This is a genomic window from Shewanella sp. SG44-6, assembly GCF_014164185.1.
In the GTDB taxonomy this organism is placed as follows: Bacteria; Pseudomonadota; Gammaproteobacteria; order Enterobacterales; family Shewanellaceae; genus Shewanella; species Shewanella vesiculosa.
Genome location: NZ_JACJER010000081.1, coordinates 1 through 21,497, shown reverse-complemented (window position 1 = coordinate 21,497; position 21,497 = coordinate 1). Strand labels below are relative to the sequence as shown.

Annotated in this window: 17 protein-coding genes and 1 tRNA gene; 12 read left to right on the top strand and 6 right to left on the bottom strand. The window is 41.0% G+C overall.

Translation table 11 applies throughout. The features are described from left to right. The first annotated feature begins 728 nt into the window (after positions 1–728). The 8 genes from H5185_RS14600 to H5185_RS14565 all read left to right on the top strand — a co-directional run bounded on the left by H5185_RS14600 (position 729) and on the right by H5185_RS14565 (position 8,517). Positions 729–1,361, top strand: coding sequence for a YchE family NAAT transporter (locus H5185_RS14600; protein ID WP_182742455.1), 633 nt, complete (start codon positions 729–731; stop codon positions 1,359–1,361). A 230-nt stretch (positions 1,362–1,591) separates the two neighbouring features. Then, positions 1,592–1,681 (top strand) — tRNA-Ser (locus tag H5185_RS14595). 198 nt (positions 1,682–1,879) lie between these two features. Continuing rightward, the gene (locus tag H5185_RS14590) at positions 1,880–3,199 is read left to right on the top strand and encodes a DEAD/DEAH box helicase (RefSeq protein WP_182742454.1); all 1,320 of its coding nucleotides are present in this window, start codon (positions 1,880–1,882) and stop codon (positions 3,197–3,199) included. A gap of 837 nt (positions 3,200–4,036) precedes the next feature. Beyond that, positions 4,037–5,830 carry a DUF885 domain-containing protein gene (locus tag H5185_RS14585; protein ID WP_182697274.1) on the top strand — a complete coding sequence of 598 codons (1,794 nt, stop codon included), beginning with the start codon at positions 4,037–4,039 and terminating at the stop codon, positions 5,828–5,830. Between the two features lie 154 nt (positions 5,831–5,984). Continuing rightward, positions 5,985–6,647 carry a response regulator transcription factor gene (locus H5185_RS14580; protein ID WP_182742453.1) on the top strand — a complete coding sequence of 221 codons (663 nt, stop codon included), beginning with the start codon at positions 5,985–5,987 and terminating at the stop codon, positions 6,645–6,647. Between the two features lie 96 nt (positions 6,648–6,743). Continuing rightward, entirely contained in the window at positions 6,744–7,868 is a 1,125-nt protein-coding gene (locus tag H5185_RS14575) for a M14-type cytosolic carboxypeptidase (RefSeq protein WP_124014742.1), read from the top strand. Positions 7,869–7,921: 53 nt separating this feature from the next. Then, positions 7,922–8,239 (top strand): zinc ribbon domain-containing protein, encoded by a 318-nt coding sequence (locus H5185_RS14570; protein WP_182742452.1) that lies wholly within the window; start codon positions 7,922–7,924, stop codon positions 8,237–8,239. Continuing rightward, positions 8,236–8,517 carry a YeaC family protein gene (locus tag H5185_RS14565; RefSeq protein ID WP_124014744.1) on the top strand — a complete coding sequence of 94 codons (282 nt, stop codon included), beginning with the start codon at positions 8,236–8,238 and terminating at the stop codon, positions 8,515–8,517. Before H5185_RS14570 ends, H5185_RS14565 begins: the two co-directional genes overlap by 4 nt. Before the next feature lie 96 nt (positions 8,518–8,613). Here the strand turns inward: H5185_RS14565 and ansA are convergent, their stop codons facing one another. Both ansA and sppA read right to left on the bottom strand, forming a co-directional pair. Further along, on the bottom strand, positions 8,614–9,627 hold the full coding sequence (gene ansA / locus H5185_RS14560) for an asparaginase (RefSeq protein WP_182697276.1): 1,014 nt from the start codon (positions 9,625–9,627) through the stop codon (positions 8,614–8,616). A gap of 132 nt (positions 9,628–9,759) precedes the next feature. Then, positions 9,760–11,604: a signal peptide peptidase SppA gene (gene sppA, locus H5185_RS14555; RefSeq protein ID WP_182742451.1), complete on the bottom strand. Its 1,845-nt coding sequence runs from the start codon at positions 11,602–11,604 to the stop codon at positions 9,760–9,762. A gap of 163 nt (positions 11,605–11,767) precedes the next feature. On the opposite strand from sppA, the gene H5185_RS14550 reads away from it, so the two are divergent. After that, positions 11,768–13,783, top strand: coding sequence for an FAD-dependent oxidoreductase (locus tag H5185_RS14550; protein WP_182742450.1), 2,016 nt, complete (start codon positions 11,768–11,770; stop codon positions 13,781–13,783). Between the two features lie 142 nt (positions 13,784–13,925). On the opposite strand, the gene yghU is transcribed toward H5185_RS14550, so the two are convergent. Both yghU and H5185_RS14540 read right to left on the bottom strand, forming a co-directional pair. Next, on the bottom strand, positions 13,926–14,783 hold the full coding sequence (gene yghU / locus H5185_RS14545; RefSeq protein WP_182742449.1) for a glutathione-dependent disulfide-bond oxidoreductase: 858 nt from the start codon (positions 14,781–14,783) through the stop codon (positions 13,926–13,928). A gap of 152 nt (positions 14,784–14,935) precedes the next feature. Beyond that, positions 14,936–15,610, bottom strand: coding sequence for a haloacid dehalogenase type II (locus tag H5185_RS14540; protein ID WP_182742448.1), 675 nt, complete (start codon positions 15,608–15,610; stop codon positions 14,936–14,938). Between the two features lie 290 nt (positions 15,611–15,900). On the opposite strand from H5185_RS14540, the gene H5185_RS14535 reads away from it, so the two are divergent. Continuing rightward, positions 15,901–16,191, top strand: a complete 291-nt coding sequence (locus H5185_RS14535) for a hypothetical protein (protein WP_124014750.1) — start codon at positions 15,901–15,903, stop codon at positions 16,189–16,191. 426 nt (positions 16,192–16,617) lie between these two features. Here H5185_RS14535 and H5185_RS14530 read toward each other — a convergent pair whose 3' ends face one another. Further along, entirely contained in the window at positions 16,618–16,941 is a 324-nt protein-coding gene (locus tag H5185_RS14530; protein ID WP_182742447.1) for a hypothetical protein, read from the bottom strand. 397 nt (positions 16,942–17,338) lie between these two features. Further along, positions 17,339–18,202, bottom strand: a complete 864-nt coding sequence (locus tag H5185_RS14525; RefSeq protein ID WP_182742446.1) for a PA4780 family RIO1-like protein kinase — start codon at positions 18,200–18,202, stop codon at positions 17,339–17,341. A gap of 572 nt (positions 18,203–18,774) precedes the next feature. Here H5185_RS14525 and H5185_RS14520 point away from each other — a divergent pair. Further along, complete coding sequence (locus H5185_RS14520) at positions 18,775–19,923, top strand: BamA/TamA family outer membrane protein (RefSeq protein WP_182722854.1); 1,149 nt, start codon at positions 18,775–18,777, stop codon at positions 19,921–19,923. A 228-nt stretch (positions 19,924–20,151) separates the two neighbouring features. Next, a complete protein-coding gene (locus H5185_RS14515) occupies positions 20,152–20,820 on the top strand; it encodes a hypothetical protein (protein WP_182742456.1) in 669 nt (222 codons plus the stop codon). Positions 20,821–21,497 lie beyond the last annotated feature (677 nt).

The window sequence follows — 21,497 nt, the reverse complement described above, 5'->3', positions numbered from 1 at the left end:
CCCGGATGAGAACCATTGGATCTTAAATCAAGATAATCTACAGCTATGGTACAAGAATGTGCTTGGCTGGATGGATCGTTGGACGGCTAAATAGGTTTTATACCTTATCTGCAATTTTAGACTTAGTCCTGTGTTGATATCAGCGACCTAGTCATTACACAGATGAGTATTAACAGTCAAATAAAAGAGATGTTGCCACTGGCAACATCTCTTTTTTGTTGTACGCTATTTTATGGCCTAATATCAGCGGTTATTGCAGGATTAACATGAAAGCATGAGTGGCCGGTTAATCTTGGTGTTGCGAGTGAATATTATCGCCTCAATAGCAAGGGATTTTATCGACGACAAACGAGTGCCTAAACATGAATGTTTTTCAGTTATCTAATTTGGCTCAATGTTAGTATTTTTCATCTTTGGTCAATATGCATACCAGTGGCGGGTTAGTATTTTTAGTACAGACAACGTGATTCGCCAAAGCGGTTAGTAGATTAAAGCATCAGTTAGTGGCTAATGTGTGCAATATCGTGAAATAAAATTACTTATCGCCTCATTTTTCGTGGATTATAATTAAACGGTTAAACAGGTTAAATAGATGTTCCATTAGTTTTTGTATTGTAAAATGGCCTATCAAATATAAAAAATTTCATTTGGGAAATGTCTGGGTTTCAGCTACATTAGCGCCCTCAGAATCGAGCTTTAAATCAGGTAATATTAAGAGGGTGCAGTCAGTGGATTTTATGCTTTATATCAAGTTCTTTTTAGGACTGTTAGCCATCATTAACCCAGTAGGGTTATTGCCTGTATTTGTGAGCTTAACCAGCCATCAAACTGAAGTTGAGCGCCGCCATACCAACCGAGTGGCTAACTTTGCTGTTGTGGTGATTTTATTAGTCACTATGATAGCCGGTCAGCATATTCTGAGTATGTTCAGTATTTCATTGTCTGCATTTCGTATTGCTGGTGGTAGCTTGATATGTATTATTGCGATGTCGATGCTGCAAGGTAAGATCAGTGAAGTAAAACGTAACCAAGAAGAAGATCGTGAGTCTTCTGGGATGGAATCTGTTGCTGTGGTGCCATTAGCGTTGCCTTTGATGGCAGGTCCTGGCGCTATTAGCTCGGTGATTGTGTTTGCCGCAGAGCATAATAAGATGGTTAACTTCGTTGGCATGTTCTTAACTATTGTGACCATAGGCCTTGTCAGCTGGGCTTTATTCCGTATGGCGCCAGTATTGTTTAAGTTACTCGGAAAAACCGGCATTAACGTTATTACCCGTTTAATGGGACTATTAATGTTGTCATTAGGCATTGAAGTCATTGCCGCAGGAGCTAAAGGCCTTTTCCCCACATTAATCGGTTAGTTCACTGATAAGTTGCTGAGCATTTGTGCAAACGCTTGATAGTCGGGTTTTTTAGCTTGACCCGCTATCGGCATTTGCGTAAAGTACGCCTCGATTAGCAATACTGCGACTAAGCTTTATGCAGTTTTGTATGTGAGAACTAATATATAGCCTCAATGTAATCAGATATTAAAGATTGGCTTTTTATCATATGACTTTGCTGTTATTGATAAAAATTCAGTCAAAAAATTGGTGAGCTGGCTGAGTGGCTGAAGGCGCACGCCTGGAAAGTGTGTTTAGGTTTATCCCTAACGAGAGTTCGAATCTCTCGCTCACCGCCATATTATGAAAAAAGACGTCTTCGGACGTCTTTTTTCATTTGTATTTTTAAATAAAACCACGACATTTGGGTGATGCTAGTTCTCTCCCTTGTCTACCATGCTATTTTATCGCATGCCTTATCGTTACTTGGTGTTAGCGCTTGTTATGCGCAGCCTCTATAATGCTTTATTCTTATTCTACTACTGAGACCCACTTTCATGCCTTTTTCGACACTTGGATTACGCGACACGATTGTCAATGCCCTACATGAAGTGGGATACAGTCAACCAACACCAATCCAACAACAAACTATTCCGGTTATTTTACGGGGTAAAAACCTGCTTGCGGCCGCGCAAACCGGTACCGGTAAAACCGCCAGTTTTGTGTTACCAATATTAGAGCGCTTAGCCGACAGTGAAATGCAGCGTAAAAAGCGTATTAGGGCATTAATTTTAACCCCAACACGTGAACTGGCTGTGCAAATACAAGCCAATATTGTGCATTATGCTAAGTTCTTACCGTTAACATCATTTGCGATTTACGGTGGTGTTGATGAAAAACCACAAAAACAAGCATTAATCGAGGGTGTCGATATTCTGGTTGCAACCCCAGGACGTTTACTCGACTTATATACTCAACGTGCCGTGCACTTTGATGAAGTTGAAGTCTTGGTTCTGGATGAAGCAGACAGAATGCTCGACATGGGCTTTATTGAAGACATTAATAAAGTGATTGATAAGTTACCTTCTGAGCGCCAAAGTTTATTGTTCTCAGCCACCTTATCAAACCAAGTTCGTGCGTTAGCGAAAACGGCCATTAAGCGCCCAGTAGAAATTTCAGTGATTGCTGATCGAGATTCCGCACCGAAAATCGAACAGTGGTTAACCACAGTAGATAAAGATAAAAAATCTGCTTTATTAAGTCATTTAATTAAAACAGAAGAGTGGAACCAAGCGCTGATATTTATCGAAACCAAACAAGGTGCGGCCAAGTTGGTCAGTCAGCTTGAAAAACGTGACATTAGCGCTGAATGCATTCACGGTGGCAGAAGTCAGCCAGTGCGTGAGCAAATTCTAGCTGATTTTAAATCAGGTAACATTAAATACTTAGTGGCAACCGGCATTGCGGCCCGCGGTATAGATATTGATGATTTATCTCGTGTTATCAATTACGATTTACCTTTCCCTGCCGATGATTACATTCATCGTATTGGCCGAACGGGTCGCGCGGGAGCTGCTGGTGTGGCAATTTCTTTTGTGTCAAATGATGACTTTAAAAATCTGTGTATGATTGAAAGTCGTTTAGGGCATTTAATTGAACGCAAAGTCATCGAAGGTTTTGAACCAAAAAAACCGATCCCAATTTCGGTATTGAATTTTATGCCTAAGAGCCGTCAACATAAATCAACCCCCGATACTGACAGACCAACGCTTAGTTTAGGTAAGTCGAAAACGGCTCCAGCTGATTTTAGAAAAACCAAAACCACCAAAGCAGCGACAAGCACTAATGGCGGTAAAGTGAATCCATGGAATATCTAACCTAGACTGAGTCAAAGGTTAATTCGTCTCTGATTAAAGCGGAATGTTTATTCCGCTTTTTTGTGTCGATGCTTTTTGTGTCGATAAAAAAAAAGCTAGGGGAGTCTGGCGACAGCACAAACCGAATGGCTATGGTTAACACTGCAAAATGCTTTTGCTGTCTAGGGTAAGGTTTACCATCAAAACAGCCATGAGGCCTGGTAACATTGCCTTGATATGGCTAACCTCCAACGCTTTTGTTCAACCAATTAAGCTCGTTCAACTCATTAAGCTATAAGCACCAAGAAAATCTTTGAATTGCTTTGGGGCTTGCACGCTACTTTGTGCACTAAGTCCGCTGGCTGTGACATTGATAACGTCATTATTGTTGGTCCAGATAATATCGATGAGTAATTGTTGCTGTTAACGGCTATCTGCAATCACCAATCGTTGAGCATCATAGGTAATCTCATTTTAATAAGGTGCAATCTGAATACTCATAGCTTTCAGCATTAGTGGCCTTTGTGCCATTAAGATTTAGGTAATAGGGATAGTGGTCATGTTGAAGGTCTGCCATTGGCGATGGGCACGGCTGCAAATATGTAACCAAATACCTTGTAGTCGGCCGTTATAGCATCGATAGCGTAAGATTTTATGTCACAAAAGATGTCTGCTTGCTGCAAATAAGTCACGAACATGATTAACTATTAATAATGCTAGTAAGATAATTTTCTCCAACTTGATCACGTTAATCAAGCAAGTTATTACTCATAAAAATAGCACCCAAAAAGCGCTAAATGTAACATAATAAGATAAGTCATTTTGCACAAACAATAATAACAATTTAAGGGATAACAAATGAAAAAAGGTCTACTTCCTTTGGCGGTTTCTTTCGCTTTAGCCGCATTAGCGGGCTGTAGTGATAACTCGATGCAACAAAGTGATCCACAAAATAGCGTTAATGCGCAGGCTAGTACATCAGCAGAAAAATTAAATTTTAACCAATATTCACAACGGTTTATCGATGAGCTGTGGCAATTGTCACCGACTTGGGCCTTGTATAGTGGTAAGCATGTTAATGATGGCTATTTGGATATCCCAAATCAAGCTAGCCGTGATAAAACATTGGCTTTTGTTAAGCAACAGCAAATGGCTATGGCTGAGTTTGATCCGCAATCCTTGTCAGCTAATGAGCTAATCGATTATAAACTGTTGAGTAATTTAGTTGATTCAATGCAGTGGGAAATTACTCGGTTTAAAGGTTGGCAGTGGGACCCGTCAAATTACAATGTTGCCGGTGGATTTGCGCAAATTATTAATGAGGACTTTGCACCATTAGATGAACGCCTCACCTCAGTGATTGCTCGTCTTGAAAATGTACCTGCTTATTATGAAGCGGCACGAAATAACATTAGCGACCCAACTCTTGAGCACACTCAACTTGCGATTATGCAAAACCAAGGGGCTTTTTCGGTATTGTCTGATGCATTAGTACAGCAAGTTGCTGATTCTGGCTTAAGTACAGATCAAAAAGCCTTATTCACTCAGCGCTTTGATGCCGCAACAGCAGCCATTAAACAGCATATTGAGTGGTTAACTGCACTTGAAAGCAAATTGACTGAAAAGGGCGCCCGAGATTTTCGTATCGGTGAAACATTGTATGAAGAAAAATTCGCCTTTGATATTCAGTCTGGTATGACCGCAAAACAGTTGTACAACAAAGCGGTAGCAGATAAAAATCAAGTTCAGCAAGAAATGGCTAAGCTAACCGATACTCTTTGGTCAAAGTATATTGATACGCCAAAACCTGCCGATGAAAGACAAGCGATCCGTCAGCTCATCGATGTGTTATCTAGCAAACATGTTAAACGGGAAAATTTTGTTGCTGAAGTACGCAAACAAATTCCTGAGCTGATTCAATTTGTGAATGACAAGCAATTGGTAACACTTGATCCTAATAAGCCATTGGTTGTTCGCGAAACTCCTGAGTATATGCGTGGTTTTGCTGGCGCATCTATCAGTGCCCCAGGGCCTTATGATCAAGGTGGTAACACTTATTATAATGTGACGCCACTTGATAATATGAGTGCCGAGTCTGCTGAAAGTTACTTACGCGAATACAACCATTGGATCTTACAAGTACTTAATATCCATGAAGCGATCCCAGGGCATTACACCCAATTAGTGTATTCAAATCAGTCGCCTAGTTTAGTCAAAAGTCTATTTGGTAACGGTGCCATGATAGAAGGTTGGGCTGTCTATGCTGAACGCATGATGTTAGAAGAAGGCTATGGTAATTTTGAGCCAGAGATGTGGTTGATGTATTACAAGTGGAACTTACGCGTTATTTGTAACACTATTTTAGATTACAGTATTCAAGTCAATGGTATGGGCGAAGAGCAGGTGATTGATTTACTTGAAAATGAAGCCTTCCAGCAACGTGCTGAAGCTGAAGGGAAATGGCGCCGAGCAACATTAAGTCAAGTGCAGCTAACCAGTTATTATGCTGGTTATCGTGAGATCTATGATTTCCGTGAACAGCTAAAAGCCAATCAAGGTGATGATTTTGATTTAAAACAGTTCCATGAACAGTTTTTAAGTTACGGCAGTGCCCCGGTTAAATTTATCAAGCAGTTGATGCTAGAAAAATAGCTTCGCTTCTGCTGATTTGTGTGGCAAACATCTCAAGGCCTGAATTTTCAGGCCTTTTTTTGTTAATCAAACGGCGACAACAAAGATTACATCTAGTTATACACAAATCAATATGATAATCTTAATGGTAATCGTTATCATTAAGTGATTTATCATGAACAATATCCTACTCATTGAACATAGCCTCTCCGATAAAAGCGACTTAGGTCAACAACTAAGTGAGCAGGGTTATAGTGTTCATCGCGTCAATAATGCCTTCGATGCATTGGTTTATATGGAAACCACTCAGCTCGAAGCGATATTATTAGACTACTCAGTGCCTAAAATGGATTCATTTTGGTTACTCGTTACCAGAAAACCTTCAACGGCTATTATTGTGCTCGCAGACAGTCGCTGCGAACTAGAGCGCATTAATGCTCTTGAGTTAGGTGCCGATGATTATCTAGCAAAACCAATCAATATACGTGAATTACAATTGCGTCTTAATGTGCTTCATCGGCGCCTCCAAGCACCAATGAATGATAATTTTAATCATGATATTAGCTTTGATGACACCAGTTATACGATTCGTTTTGCTGAAAAGTCCCTGGTGCTGACTCAAACAGAGTATAGCCTGTTTAAATATTTGTTTGATCGCCAGGGTGAGGTGATCACTAAACAAGAATTACAACGCAGAGTATTACACAAAGAGTTGGGTCGATTTGACCGTAATTTAGATATGCACATCAGTAATACACGGCGTAAATTAGTTAAACGCAATTTGCCACGTGAGCTAATTAATACGGTTCGCGGTCAAGGGTACAGCTTTAACTTTTAAAGGTTCACAGCAATTGCCGCATTTGATAAGCTATGGCGCATAAAAAAGGCGATTACTCAGCCCAAAATAAGTGCAAGCACATTAAAGGATAATCTAATGCGGATTACAGCAAACTTCGACGGCGGCAACATTAACGTCATTAATATTGATAAACATGACGATATACAACTCGCCATTCGTCCCGACTTCGGCGGTGAGTTTTATCAGTGGTTTAACTTTCGTCTAGAAGGTGAAGTTGGCCAGACATATACCCTTAATATTATCAATGCAGGTGATGCCTCATACCCGAAAGGTTGGGAAGATTACCAAGCGGTTGCCAGTTATGATCGTCAAACTTGGTTCAGATTGCCAACCCAATATGTTGATGGCAAGTTAACCATTCACGCAGAGCTAGATTGTGAAGCGATTCAAATTGCCTATTTTGCTCCTTATAGCTACGAGCGTCATTTAGATTTAATCAGCGAAGTACAATTGCATCCAGCTGTCAGTCTCGAGCACCTTGGGTTAACCCTCGATGGTCGTGACATGAGTTTGCTTAAAATTGGTGATGCTAATCCTGATAAGAAAAATATCTGGATCACTGCGCGTCAACATCCTGGCGAGACCATGGCTGAATGGCTAGTCGAAGGCTTGTTAAATCAATTGCTTGATAGTGATTGCCCAACGTCTAAAGCGTTGTTAGACAAAGCCAATTTTTACATTGTGCCTAATATGAACCCAGATGGTAGCGCTCGTGGCCATTTACGGACTAATGCCGTTGGTACCAATCTTAATCGCGAATGGCAGACTCCGAGCTTAGAGAAAAGTCCTGAGGTGTATTATGTTGTCAATAAAATGCACCAAACTGGTGTTGATTTGTTTTACGATGTTCATGGCGATGAAGGTCTTCCTTATGTGTTCCTAGCGGGCTGTGAAGGTGTACCAAACTACAACGATAAAATGGCCGCATTACAACAACAATTCCTGAGTGCATTAACCATTGCCAGTGCTGATTTCCAAACAGAGTTTGGTTACGACAAGGATGAACCGGGGCAAGCAAATTTAACCGTAGGGTCTAACTGGGTCGCGAATACATTCAGTTGTTTATCAAACACGTTAGAGATGCCATTTAAAGACAATGCTAATTTAGCCGACCCATTTGTGGGCTGGTCTCCAGAACGTTGCGTATATTTAGGTGAAGCGTCTTTAGTCGCGATGTTAGCTGTTGTTGAACAGCTATAATTGCCACATAAACGCTAAATTTAATGTTAGATGATCAGCAGGTAGAGTAAATTATGGCCTTAGTTGCATGCCCTAAATGTCAAAAGCGTATTTCAAGTCTGGCTAAACAATGTCAACATTGTAAAACAACCTTGGATGGTAATACTGAGTCTTTAAAAATTATCAGTCATATTGAGCGTTCTAATAGCTTAATGACCCAAAGCTTTATTTTTCTGACATTGTTTATCGCAGGGGTTGTCGTGTGGTTTTGGGGAGGAGAGCCTGCTCAGGGCACAACTTCTTATCTCGCGATTGCAAGTTTTGTTATTGGCTTTACGGGCTATCTTATTACCCGAGTCAGAATAGTGTTACATAAACGGAAATCAGTATGAACGATATCAATAAAGTCATTGATGAAATGCCTGAAGAAGTATACCTGCGCTTATTGTCTGCGTCTGAGTTAGGTAAGTGGGATGATGGTACAGTATTAACTCAGCCTCAGCGTGAATCGACTTTGCAAGTAGTGATGTTGTATCAAGCACGTAAGCTTCAGCAAACTGAACATTTTACTATTGGTGCGGGTGGGAATATTAATGAGTTGTCTAAATCAGAGCTGAAAAAACAGTTTAAAGGCGATCCTATCGCCGAGTTTAAAGAAGCTGATTTATAAACTCATTCAATAAACGAGTTATAGTCAACAAAAATGCGAGCTACAGAGCTCGCATTTTTGTTTTCAGATTTGCTATTAATCTGCAGACAAGGCAACTTAATCGACTGTTAGCTCACCAATAAGGTTTTCCTGCATGCGTTGTTTGATTTGCGCTGAGGTTAATCCGATTGAAAGCAAGTAATGCAGTTTTGCTAATGCAGCTTCAATGGTCATGTCTGCACCGCTTATCACCCCAGCTTGAGCTAAAGCATTACCGGTAGCATAACCGCCCATATTGACTTTGCCCTGAAAACACTGGGTTAAATTGACCAATATGATGCCGCGTTCATCAGCTTGTTTGAGGGTATCAAGCAACTTTTTATCTTGTGGCGCATTGCCCACACCAAAGGTTAATAAAATCAGTGCTTTTACCGGTTGTTGTAAAATGTTATTAAAAATGTCCGTAGAAATACCAGGGTAAAGCGTAACCACACCAACGGGCTGTGGACTAATGGTCACAACCTCTAAAGGCTCTCCTGTTGGCTTACTAATTTTACCTGCTTTGAGGTTAATTTTAATACCTGCTTCAAGCAACATAGGGAAGTTAGGCGATGCAAATGCATCAAAGCCATCAGCATGCGCTTTCGTGGAGCGATTACCACGAAACAGCTTGTTATTAAAAAATAAACACACTTCAGCAACAGGATAATTGGCGGCAATATACAGTGAATTGAGCAAGTTAGTTTGACCGTCTGAGCGCAATTGCGCCAATGGAATTTGGGAACCGGTGACGATGACAGGTTTAGACAAACCTTGGAGCATAAATGACAAAGCCGATGCGGTATAAGCCATGGTGTCAGTGCCATGCAAAATAACGAAACCGTCGTACTTTTCATAGTTTGCTTGAATATCGTTTGCTATCATTTGCCAATCTGTTGGCGCCATATTAGATGAGTCAATCAGTGGACTGTATTCATGAATCACGAATTCAGGCATTTCGTTATGATAAAACTCCGGCATAGACTGTACACAATCGGTTAAGAACCCAGACACAGGCACAAAACCATTGGCTGTTTTTTGCATTCCGATGGTACCGCCTGTATAGGCTACGTAAATCGATCGTTTTGGCATAAATATAGGACTCTTATTTAGCGATAATTGCAGATTGTGTAAATTATACGAGCTTATTTAACGATCCCCAATAAAAAAGCCTGCTAAGCAGGCTTTTTTTGAATAATCTTCATATTACGGTGATGCAATAGGTTAATAATTACAATTTTCGCAATACAAATAAGCATGGTTAGGATCATCAAACATTGACAATGTTTCAAATGCACCAGCCCATTGACTAACAAACTTTTCAACTATGCTGGTCTGACGAACGCTGTCTGGTACATATGCGGCCACAGCCCCCATGAATTGCTGCATAATTTGTTGTTCAGCGCTGAGTTCTTGTTCAATCACTTTCACATCAAATTTGTCCATTTTAGCTAAATCAGCCGCTTTAGCTAATGCAATATCCATGTCACCTAGCTCATCAACTAGACCTAAGGTTAATGCGCGTTTACCTGTCCAAACACGGCCTTGAGCAATTTCGTCAACTTGCTCAAGCGTCATATGACGCTCTGTAGCCACAAGAGAGATAAACTCATGATAACCACGTTCAATATGACGTTGAATTACCGCAGCAACTTGAGGGTTTAATTCCCGAACCGGCGACAATCCAGCCCATTCAGAGGTTGCCACGCCATCAGAGGTCACCCCAAAATGGCTCAGTGCTTGTTCAAATGTAGCAAACATACCAAAAATACCAATCGAACCGGTTAGGGTAGTTGGGGTTGCGACAATATAATCGGCACTGGCTGATATCCAATAGCCACCAGACGCCGCTAGGCTCCCCATGCTTACCACTACAGGTTTACCTGCCGCTTTTAGCGCTAACACTTCTTGACGAATTTGCTCTGAGGCAAATGCACTGCCGCCAGGGCTATCAACTCTCAGTACGACGGCTTTGACTTTGTCGTCAAAGCGAGCTTTCATCAGCAGTGCAGAGGTACTTTCGCCACCAATTTGTCCAGCAGGTTGTTTACCGTTAAGGATGGTACCTTTGGCAACGATAACCGCTACAGAGTCATGCTCAATAAATTGAGGCATTGGCGCCGTTAATTTGCGGTAGTCATTAAAACTAATTTGTTTAAAGTTTTTACCTTCTTTATCACTACCCACACGCTCAATCATGGCAACGCGAAATGCATCTGCAGAAACCAGCTCGTCGACCCATTTCATGTTTATAGCCATTTTAGCACTGTCACCTTCAGCTTTATCAAGCTGAGCCAAGTACTCATCAGTGGTTAACACTAATTGGTCGGGGGCAATTTGACGGTTACTGGCCACAATGGTTGAGTAGCTCTGCCAAATATCATTTAGTAATACCTTGCTGGCTTGTTTATCCGCATCAGACATATCATCACGGATAAAGGGTTCTACAGCAGATTTAAACGTACCAACTCTGAATACATGAGTCGTAATTTTCAACTTGTCCAATGCCGCTTTGTAATATAAACGGTAACGACTTAACCCATCAAGCGACACCATACCTTGGTTATTAAGGTATATTTTGTCTGCAAAGCTGGCTAAAAAGTATTGGTTTTGATCATAGCCATTGGCCATGGCTATCACCGATTTGTCAGCCGCTTTAAACTGATTTAATGCTTCACCTATGGCGGTCATTTTACTGATGCCAGCATCTTGAAGATTGGCCAAATCCAACACTATGCTATTAATACGTTTATCTTCAGTGGCGTTATTAATAGTATAAAGAATATCTGCTAATAACATTTCACCTTCGGGATCATTAGCTTGTCCCTGTTTTAATGCCATTTCAATCGGATCAACATAATGTTTTTGATCGACTATGCTGCCAGATAAGTTTAGTACTAAGGCTGTTTGATCTTCGATGACAATCTCATCTTCGCTATTGAGCAATACCACAGCGATGACGGCCAACAAACCAAAAAATATGATGTTGATGATTAACTTGCGGATACCGTTTACTGTATTCCATAACAGTAAAAACATCCTTTTTAAAAACGAGGGTTTAGCGGACATTTGCCACTCCTTTATCAGTCTAATGTAGTCATCCTAACTGAAAATCAATATAAATGTGAAATTCAATTGTAAAGGTTTTTAACAAGGGAGCGTTTAAATGATTGAGCAAAATTTACTGTCAGGGTATGCTGATTTAAATCACTTGTTTAAAAAGGATGTTTGAATGTCGTTTCCACACTTATTAGAACCTTTAGATCTCGGCTTTACAAAGCTGAAAAACCGCGTGTTGATGGGCTCAATGCACACGGGTTTAGAAGAAGAAAAAGGCGGATTTGAGAAACTGGCAGCTTTTTATAAAGAGCGTGCTCAAGGTGGCGTAGGGTTAATCGTTACTGGCGGTATCGCACCTAATTTGCGCGGCCGTCTAGCGCCACATGCTTGTCAATTAAGCTTTTCTTGGCAAGTCGGTAAACATAAAATCGTCACCGATGCCGTACATGAAGCAGGCGGTAAAATCTGTATGCAAATTTTGCATGCTGGCCGTTACAGTTATCATCCTTTTAGTTTAGCACCGAGCAAAGTTAAATCACCTATTACCCCTTTTACTCCTTCAGCGATGTCTGCACGCCAAGTGCGCTCAACCATTAAGGATTACGCAACCAGTGCCGCCTTGGCAAAAAAAGCCGGTTATGATGGTGTTGAAGTGATGGGCTCTGAAGGGTATCTAATCAATCAATTTATCAGTTCGCGTACCAATAAACGCAGTGATGAATGGGGCGGCAGTTATGAAAATCGGGTTAAATTCCCGATTGAAATCGTCAATGCTATTCGACACAAGGTCGGCAGTGATTTTATTATTGTGTTCCGCTTATCGATGCTCGACTTAGTCGACAATGGCTCAACGTGGGACGAAGTGGTACAGCTGGCCAAATCCCTTGAACAAGCGGGCGTGAGTATTATTAATACTGGCATCGGTTGGCATGAAGCGCGTGTTCCGACCATTTCGACCAGTGTGCCGCGTGGTGCATTCTCTTGGGTGACTGAAAAACTCAAACAAGAAGTCAAAATACCGTTAATCGCCACGAACCGAATTAATACCCCAGAAATTGGCGAGGCAATTATTGCCTCGGGTCAAGCTGACATGGTGTCAATGGCCCGACCATTTTTAGCTGATGCTGAGTTTGTGAATAAAGCTGCTGCCAATACCCCTGAATTGATTAATACTTGCATTGGTTGTAATCAGGCGTGTTTGGATCATACCTTTTCGATGAAACGAGCAACCTGTTTAGTTAATCCTCGCGCTTGTTATGAAACCGAAATTAATTTTCTACCTACCACCCATAAAAAGCGCATTGCTGTTATGGGGGCGGGCCCTGCAGGTATGGCTTTCTCTGTTTATGCTGCGTCTCGTGGTCATGAGGTCGTATTATTTGAAGCCAAGTCAGAGGTTGGTGGTCAGTTTAATTTGGCCCGTAAAATACCGGGTAAAGAAGAGTTTAACGAAACCATTCGATACTTTATGAATCAAATTAGGCTGCATAAGGTTGAATTACGTCTTAACACTAAATTAGATGCAGCGGTATTAGCTACTGAGAAATTCGATGAAGTGGTCATTGCTTCAGGTGTTGTCCCTCGCGCTTTAAAACTACCGGGTTTTGATAATCCTAAAGTGGTCGATTATCAACAAGTATTAACTGGCCAAGTTGAGATTGGTAAAACCGTAGCCCTAATTGGTGCTGGCGGTATCGGTTTTGACATGGCGCATTTCTTATGTGAATTAGAATCGAGCACCTTGCAACCCGATAAATGGTTAAAGCAGTGGGGCATTGATAAGACCTATCAACACGCTGGCGGATTAACTGAAGAAGCTGAACATGTCCCTGGCCGTGAAGTGTATTTATTGCAACGTAAAACCACCAAAATGGGTAAAGGCTTAGGTAAAACAACCGGTTGGATCCATCGTAGTGTGTTAAAACAGCATCAGGTTCACATGAAAACCGGTGTAAGCTACGAAAAGTTTGATGAGCAAGGGCTGCATATTAAAGTCGGCGAACAATCTGAAATTCTGGCTGTTGATAACGTGGTGTTGTGTGCAGGACAAATGTCTAACCTCAGCTTGGTTGATGAAATGAAGCGCAGTGGCTTGCCAGTGCACTTAATTGGCGGGGTAGATGTAGCTGCAGAGTTAGACGCTAAACGGGCTATCCGCCAAGGTGCTGAGCTTGCCATGAGCATCTAATCATTGTGAAATGCGAGTATTTACCTAATTGCATTGAGAGCACTTTCATAACGTGAATCAAATAAAAAGCCTTCTGTGTTGCAGAAGGCTTTTTTAATACGCTGACGAGGTTAGCTCATCAGCTGTTATTTGTGGACTTAGATTAAAGCTTCAATGCTAATACGGCATCAATGTCTGCTGCACTGTGACGATTTGGTAACATTTCCCATGGTTCGCCCCATGAAGTGTTGACTATTTTGCCACGTTGAACAGCCGGGCGCGCTAATACTTCATTAGCCCAACGAGTTACATTTTTATAGCTGGCAACATCTAAAAACTCAGCGGCACTGTATAAATTACCTAAGACTAAGTTGCCATACCAAGGCCATATGGCGATGTCTGCAATGGTGTATTCTTCACCGGTTACAAAGGTGTTACTTGCCAGTCGTTTATCCAACACATCTAATTGGCGTTTCACTTCCATTGCAAAACGGTTAATCGGGTATTCCTGCTTTTCATCGGCATAAGCGTAAAAATGACCAAAACCCCCGCCAAGGAATGGGGCAGAGCCTTGGGCCCAGAACAGCCAGTTAAATGTTTGCGTTCTGGCTTTGCCATCTTTAGGCAGGAATTGGTCAAATTTCTCTGCTAGATGAACCAAAATTGAAGCTGATTCAAACACAGTCACATCTTCATCAGCAGATTTATCCAATAAAGCAGGAATTTTTGAGTTTGGATTGACTGCAACGAACCCTGACGAAAATTGATCTTTTTCTCCGATGTTAATCAGATAAGCATCGTATTCCGCTTCTTTAATACCTAATGCAAGTAACTCTTCTAACAGAATAGTTACTTTTTGCCCGTTGGGTGTACCAAGGGAATAGAGTTGTAAAGAATGCTTACCGACAGGCAGTTGTTTATCGAATCTAGCACCTGACTCAGGGCTATTAATGCTCGCCCACTTGTTAGCTCCATTGGTATTATTTTGCCAAACTTTAGGTGGAGTATATTGGTTAGTCATAAAATATCCTTGTACAACCTGATAGCAGGTTATGTAAATTTATAATGCGCTTAGCACAATATTATGAGTGTAGCGTGTATCGCTATAATGTATTAGCATCAACGCGTATGAGTTATGCTTTTATTGTTTAAATGCAACATGTTAGTTATTTATTACCTGGCTTTTAACTGTTCACTTAATTCGATTAAATTGCTGACGGTTAAGTCTGGCTCAATGCCCCAGGGATCAAATACTTTTTTACTGTCGCGTTGGATCCAAGCTGTGTTAAGTCCAGCAGCTTTTGCACCAATAACATCCCAGGGATTGCTCGATACCATCCAACAATGAGTGGGATCAGTTTGAGTGCGGTTGATTAAATAATGGTAAACCGCAGGATTAGGTTTAAAGGTCTGTAGGTCGTCCACGCTGATGACATCATGTAATTGAGGTAACACGCCAGCATTATGCATTAAATTGCGCACGGCTAGTTCTGGACCATTTGAAAATGCGACTAGGGTATGGCCTTGATTGCGCAGTAATGCTAGGCCAACAATAACATCCTCAAAGGCCGATAGTTGACTAAATTTTGCCAGCAGTTGCTGTTGTGCACTTGCAGTGAGGGTAAGGTTGTAAACCGTCAAACAATATTGCAGTGCTTGTTGAGTACAAACTGCAAAATCTGCATATTGCTGCATTAATCCGCGACGGAACGCATACTCGACTTTTTTATCGTGCCACAGTTGCGCAAACTCTAGCGCTTTATCGCCAATCAGTTGTTGCAGATGTTGGCCCATCTCTAGCGGATCCACTAAGGTGCCATAAACATCAAATCCAATGACTTTATTCATGATTGTTGCTCTGTGAGTGTATGGTCAATGCTGAAGCTCTGAGTAAGTAGCCAAGCTAGGTTGTTAATATCCACATCTATGCGGTGTTTATTTTGCTAATCATGCCCGAGTTCCCTTGACTATAAACTAACTGTAACATTCGTTCAAATATGATTTTGAGCGATCGTTAAAATTAATAAATAATTAAAGGTGTTTGTTATACTTATCAGAAATTGGGTTGAATGATAAGCTTTGATACTAAGTTAATTCATTGTATTATATTGATTAAAAATCATTAAAGGTGATGTGAAATGGAATGTCCTCGTTGTCAGGGTGTGTTTGCCCGCAAGGCACTTAAACAAGTACGCAAAGGTAAACATGGCGTTGAAACACAATGCCCTAAATGCGAACAATGGCTGATGTTTGAGCCTAAAATGATGATGACCAAAAATATTGGTTTATTGATTTTATTGGTATTCAGTGTGGCTAATTTCTTTATCGACAACAATGACTATCGTCTGGTGTGTTCTTTCTTAGGTTTTGCAGGTGCCTGCATTGCCTTTTACGGCGTGTTTAAAAGCAAGCTTGTCGCGGCAGAATAATTTATCCGTTTTAGCTTGGTGAGGCTTCGTGATAGTGAGGCTATGATATTCGACGCAGCAATGAGTACCTGAGACTGTGTGACCCAGTGTTTTAGCCATTTACCTACACATAGCCAACATTAATAAGCCAAAGGAGCAAGGCGATGTTTGCTCGGGATAAAATCATCGCAAGCGTATAAAAACGCCGACAATATAGTGATATTATTTTCACTGGCAAATTGATGTCTATGGCTTTACAGAGAACAGCACAAAGCATAGCCCGATAAAGCCAAGTTTGAATGGTGTTTGTTTGGAAGTGGGAGTTAGGCGTTCTATTATGCTGATTGAGATGGCTAAATCTCATGTGCTACCGTGTCGTGTATTTAAAAAGAGAGGTGATGTTGATGACCTCTCTAAAGTGACATTGATTATTGTTCCGAGCAGAGATTATTTAGACTTTCTCATCATTTCACGATGAGATTGAAACTCTTCAGCATCAATAAACTTATTGTGATCCAAATCGATACGTTCAAACATACCATCACGTGAGGCATTTTTTAACATGCGCCCTTCAGATTGATGCAACTCTTGCCGTGCTTTTTGAAATTGCACAAATTCCTCTTCAGATATCAATTTGTCTTGATTCTTATCAAAATCGGAAAATACAGGCATCTGAGACATTCTCATGGATCCATTTTCATTTCCAATAGCAGTAACAGGCAAAGAAGTAGTAAGACAAACGAGTAATACTGATACAACATAGCTATTCATAATATTCTCCTTGTTAACTTTCAATCTTATTATACACCTAATTAACCATGATAAAAGTAAGGTTATGTAAGGCGGGTAAATTGATTATTTTGCCTGTGTGCCAAGGGTAAGGTTCTCTGCTGACTATGGCGGAAAAAGGATCTGATTTAGCCATAAGGACATTATTGTATTTGTTCGTAATAGGATTAGCTATGGTTGCACAAATCGGAAGAGTTTAGGCAGCTAGCGTTTATATTTACACAACTTGCTGCTTAATTAACAAGGGGGGGCGTACGTGATTCTGCGTTTTCATTAGGGCTAAAGAATAGGGAGACATTAACCAGACTATATCTTCTATAAAAGCTTCGATAATTTGTCCGTACGTCTCCCTAGGTATTCACATGAATGAACTATCGATTTAATACTCGTCGTTGTTCGCTTCGCTCATGCGCTCGCGTCTTTCTTGAGCTTCTTCAAAAGCAGCGTTGATTTCTTCTAATACAGAATCGACATCAGCGGCTGTGGTGTCTTCTTCAAACAAACCGGTTAACTGTGTTTCGGGTGTTAATTCACCTTGTTCATACAAGGCCCACATTTCTTTAGCGTATTTTGTCGCGGCTAATTCCGGAGCAAATTGTGAATAATAGTCAGTCATATTATTCACATCACGAAATAACATTGCTTTGGCATTATTGTTGGCTGATGCATCAACAGCTTGAGGCAAGTCAATGATCACTGGACCATCTTTGTCGACCAGCACGTTAAACTCAGACAAATCGCCATGCACAATACCCGCACATAGCATACGCACAACATAGCCCATCATAATATAATGCTGGCTTTGTGCTTGCTCGACATTCATTTGTGTTACGTCGTTTAATCGCGGTGCAACATCACCATGAATATTGGTGATCAACTCCATTAATAGCACACCATCAAAGCAGCCATAAGGCACAGGTACTCTAATTTTAGCCGCCGCGCATTTGTATAATGCGTCGACCTCGGCATTTTGCCAGGCTTTTTCTTGTTCTTCTCGACCGTATTTAGAGCCTTTTTCCATGGCTCGACCACGACGACTGTTTTTGGTTTTTCGACCTTCTTGATATTGTGCTGCTTTTTTAAAGCTGCGTTTAGTGGCTTCCTTATACACTTTCGCGCAGCGGATCGCATCGCCACATCTGATCATATAGACCGTAGCTTCTTTGCCACTCATGAGTTGGCTTATCACTTCATCGACGAGACCATCGTCAACCAGTGGTTGTAATCGTATAGGCGTTTTCATAGCGTCGTTATACCTTACTTGCGCGCTGGATGATATATCTAAGGAAATAATTTTTACTTGCAGATGGATCACTGATTAAATGAGGCATATATTACTGAATTTGTCGTTTGTATACTCTTGTCTAATGAATCAAAATCCTGTAGCAACCCACCTAAATATAGCTGATGTTATACATTTCCCCCGAGTGAGTCTCATCGGCTGAGCTCGGAGTTATCATCAATATTAACCACTGAATATGCTATATTAGCAGGCATTATGACCACTAGTGGTATCATTGACGTAAATGATGCCAAATAGAGTATGTCTACAGTGATGCTTGAGGAAGAGATAATGGTTAAACTCTGACTCAAATAAGCGTTATCTTCAGTAAGGCTTAAGTTTTTATTCAGTTAGTATTGAGTGATAGCGAGGATAATACTTGAAGATTTGATCGTTATTGAATTTGAAACCATTGTATCGACAACAGCTTTTACCACTCAGTATTACGGAGCCAACTAACACAAGCTTGATTCAATCATTGGCATGGAAGTCATCATGCAAGCCTAATTCTTTTTACATTTAATAGAGTTTTTATGAAACGGACCTTACTTTTAGCACTATTTATTTTTTCTAACGCCGCCAACGCAGTTGAACCTCTTTTTGAAACCCCCAAAGACATGCAACCCACATGGATTGATAATATTTTGTCTGTGTTTGGTGCCGATGGTGAGTTTGATGACACTAAAGCCATTGATATGAGCTATTTGCCTACGGCTTATTACACCCCAGAGAAGAAGTTTGGTGTAGGGCTATTAATGGTAGGGTTATATAAAACCGATAATGCATCCAGTGAAGAGCAGCCCTCATCATTAGTATTGAACTCGTTTGCATCAATGAATCAATCCTATGGCGTTACAGTCGAGAACATGACGTTTTTAAATCAAGGTAAGCAGCGATTGCTGCTTGATTTAGAGCTGCACAATGAAGCAGCAGTGTATTATGGTGTTGGGATTGAACAAGGCGATCAAGACCTTAATCATCACGAATTCAAAGAACAACTGTATAGTTTTAAACCGCGCTGGATGACCGAAGTCGCCGATAACTATTTTATTGGCGTAGGTGCTGATTTTATTTATACCACAGCAGACAGTCTAGAATTAGTTGCCACCCAAGCCCCTGTTGATGCAAATAGCCTTTTGCCAGATAATTTTAGCTCAGGTGTTGTTATCACCAGTATTTATGACTCAAGAGATTATCGTTTGAATGCCACAAAAGGTTGGTTGTTTCAGCTGGATGCTGGATTATATCAAAATGACCAATTCGATTCGTTTTCTACCTATAATATTGAATTAGCTAATTATATCGATTTAGGGACAACACCTGGATTAATCGCTTGGCAAGTTCAAGGTCACCTTACCAGTGGTGACGTGCCGTGGAATCTTTTACCTGACCTTGGCGGTTCAGATGCGATGCGCGGTTACATTAGAGGCCGATATCGCGATGAGCAAATGATGATGGGACAGGTTGAATATCGATTACCAATATTTCAGCGCTATGGCATGGTATTTTGGGGCTCGGTCGGCAGTGTTGCGCCTAAAGTCAGTGATTTAACGGATACTCTATTAACCGCCTACGGCACTGGATTCCGCTTTAAAATTAAAGACAATATTAATTTACGTTTTGACGTTGGGGTGGGGGAGAATGACACTAACTTCTACTTAAATGTAAATGAAGTTTTTTAAGTCGATATTTCCTAAGGTCTTATTATTGCTTATAAGGCCTTCATGCGATTCCTATTTTTAAAGGAAAAGAAACCCGAAATGCTTTTTCTAGTAACATCAATGGCACCAATAAGACCGATACTGACAAGGTGTTGTCATATTAATGTATCAACCACAGCTTGTTTAGCGGCAACGAGAGTACTGATGATTCTCGGTTTTTCAAGTGGATTGCTGCACAGTAGTAGTGCCATGGCCGCTGAGGTTGAGCAAGAGTGTCAGCGAAACTTTAGTTACTCTATTTTTCTCAGTGGTCTGCACATGGGCAACATGACCCGCACCGAGAACTGGCAGGGTAAATCAGCCGTTATTACCTCAACAAGTAAAGCCAGTATTTTAGGTATTGGCACTCAATACCAGCAGCGCACTGAGTTATCCTGGTCAAATACCACTCATGAATGGCTAACGCATAAGTTTCATCAACAAGTGACCGGCTTTCGTGCCCGAGACATGCAAGTCACTCTAGACCATCACGGTCTCGGCTCCCGTGTTGATGTTGATGGTGAAGTCAGCCATTACCAATCAAATAGCATACCGCTCAGAGATGTTGATACCTTAGCCATTCAAATTCGTGAGTATTTACTCAACGGGCGACAGCAATTTGCGCTGATAAGACAAGCCTCAGATGCGGTTGAATCCTATCAGTACTATGTTAAAGACACACTCACTTCTAACATCGCACCCTGGGGAGAATTACAACTTATACCCGTTGAGCAAACTGGGGCGGAAGAGGTGACTTACTATTTTGCGCCGAGCATAGATTATCAACTGGTAAAAGCACATTATCATGGGATTATTTTACAAGGGAATATTGAGTTAGACAGTTACGTGTCATCTTGCGACGCTTTGAGCAATAGTTAATCGCTAACGTAAAGAGGTGATAAGCGATGTCCTCTGAATAGCTTGTTGTCACCGATAACAAGCTTAAATGCCGCTCATTGATCCCTTCATGCTCCATATTATGGCGATTCAGTTTCAGTTATCAGTGTTAGTCATAGGGTTAAGCTGACGTTAGGTATATCAGTCGCGCTACAATCCGCTTTTTGCCTGCCCTATTTAACATCACTCCTTCAGGCTTTTCTTGTCCAATGCTTATCCCGAGTTCAGGTTAAATAGACAGTGTTACTGCTAAAAATAACCAAGCTGATGAAGAGACATATGTGCTTAAGAGGATAGTGTTAGAGGTGTTAAAATACACCGCGTTCTGCTGTTATGGGGGATGACTGAGGTTAAGATTAGATTAGTATTAGTGCTGGAAGGTTTAGATTCAGTTGGGTAAATTAATACTATTCATTTTCGCCCTGAATATCACCGTGTAGGTTAAACCTCAATAGTTAAATCCCAACAGTTAAATCCCAACAGTTAAATCCCAACAGTTAAGCCGTAATCCTAACCTTTGTATGTAAAGGTCAATACAGCCGCGGTAATCCATTTACTGCAAGATATTTGCTGAAGTCGCTTAACTGAACAGATCAACTGAAATACAAGAAACCGTACAGAGTAATTTATCGATTAACCTTCGTGAGCTAATTTTGGGG

Excerpts from the sequence above, each read along its gene's own strand:
- H5185_RS14590 (WP_182742454.1), top strand. The coding sequence starts at position 1,880 with ATGCCTTTTTCGACACTTGGATTACGCGACACGATTGTCAATGCCCTA.
- H5185_RS14585 (WP_182697274.1), top strand. The coding sequence starts at position 4,037 with ATGAAAAAAGGTCTACTTCCTTTGGCGGTTTCTTTCGCTTTAGCCGCA.
- H5185_RS14580 (WP_182742453.1), top strand. The coding sequence starts at position 5,985 with ATGAACAATATCCTACTCATTGAACATAGCCTCTCCGATAAAAGCGAC.
- H5185_RS14575 (WP_124014742.1), top strand. The coding sequence starts at position 6,744 with ATGCGGATTACAGCAAACTTCGACGGCGGCAACATTAACGTCATTAAT.
- H5185_RS14570 (WP_182742452.1), top strand. The coding sequence starts at position 7,922 with ATGGCCTTAGTTGCATGCCCTAAATGTCAAAAGCGTATTTCAAGTCTG.
- H5185_RS14565 (WP_124014744.1), top strand. The coding sequence starts at position 8,236 with ATGAACGATATCAATAAAGTCATTGATGAAATGCCTGAAGAAGTATAC.
- ansA (WP_182697276.1), bottom strand. The coding sequence starts at position 9,627 with ATGCCAAAACGATCGATTTACGTAGCCTATACAGGCGGTACCATCGGA.
- sppA (WP_182742451.1), bottom strand. The coding sequence starts at position 11,604 with ATGTCCGCTAAACCCTCGTTTTTAAAAAGGATGTTTTTACTGTTATGG.
- H5185_RS14550 (WP_182742450.1), top strand. The coding sequence starts at position 11,768 with ATGTCGTTTCCACACTTATTAGAACCTTTAGATCTCGGCTTTACAAAG.
- yghU (WP_182742449.1), bottom strand. The coding sequence starts at position 14,783 with ATGACTAACCAATATACTCCACCTAAAGTTTGGCAAAATAATACCAAT.
- H5185_RS14540 (WP_182742448.1), bottom strand. The coding sequence starts at position 15,610 with ATGAATAAAGTCATTGGATTTGATGTTTATGGCACCTTAGTGGATCCG.
- H5185_RS14535 (WP_124014750.1), top strand. The coding sequence starts at position 15,901 with ATGGAATGTCCTCGTTGTCAGGGTGTGTTTGCCCGCAAGGCACTTAAA.
- H5185_RS14530 (WP_182742447.1), bottom strand. The coding sequence starts at position 16,941 with ATGAATAGCTATGTTGTATCAGTATTACTCGTTTGTCTTACTACTTCT.
- H5185_RS14525 (WP_182742446.1), bottom strand. The coding sequence starts at position 18,202 with ATGAAAACGCCTATACGATTACAACCACTGGTTGACGATGGTCTCGTC.
- H5185_RS14520 (WP_182722854.1), top strand. The coding sequence starts at position 18,775 with ATGAAACGGACCTTACTTTTAGCACTATTTATTTTTTCTAACGCCGCC.
- H5185_RS14515 (WP_182742456.1), top strand. The coding sequence starts at position 20,152 with ATGGCCGCTGAGGTTGAGCAAGAGTGTCAGCGAAACTTTAGTTACTCT.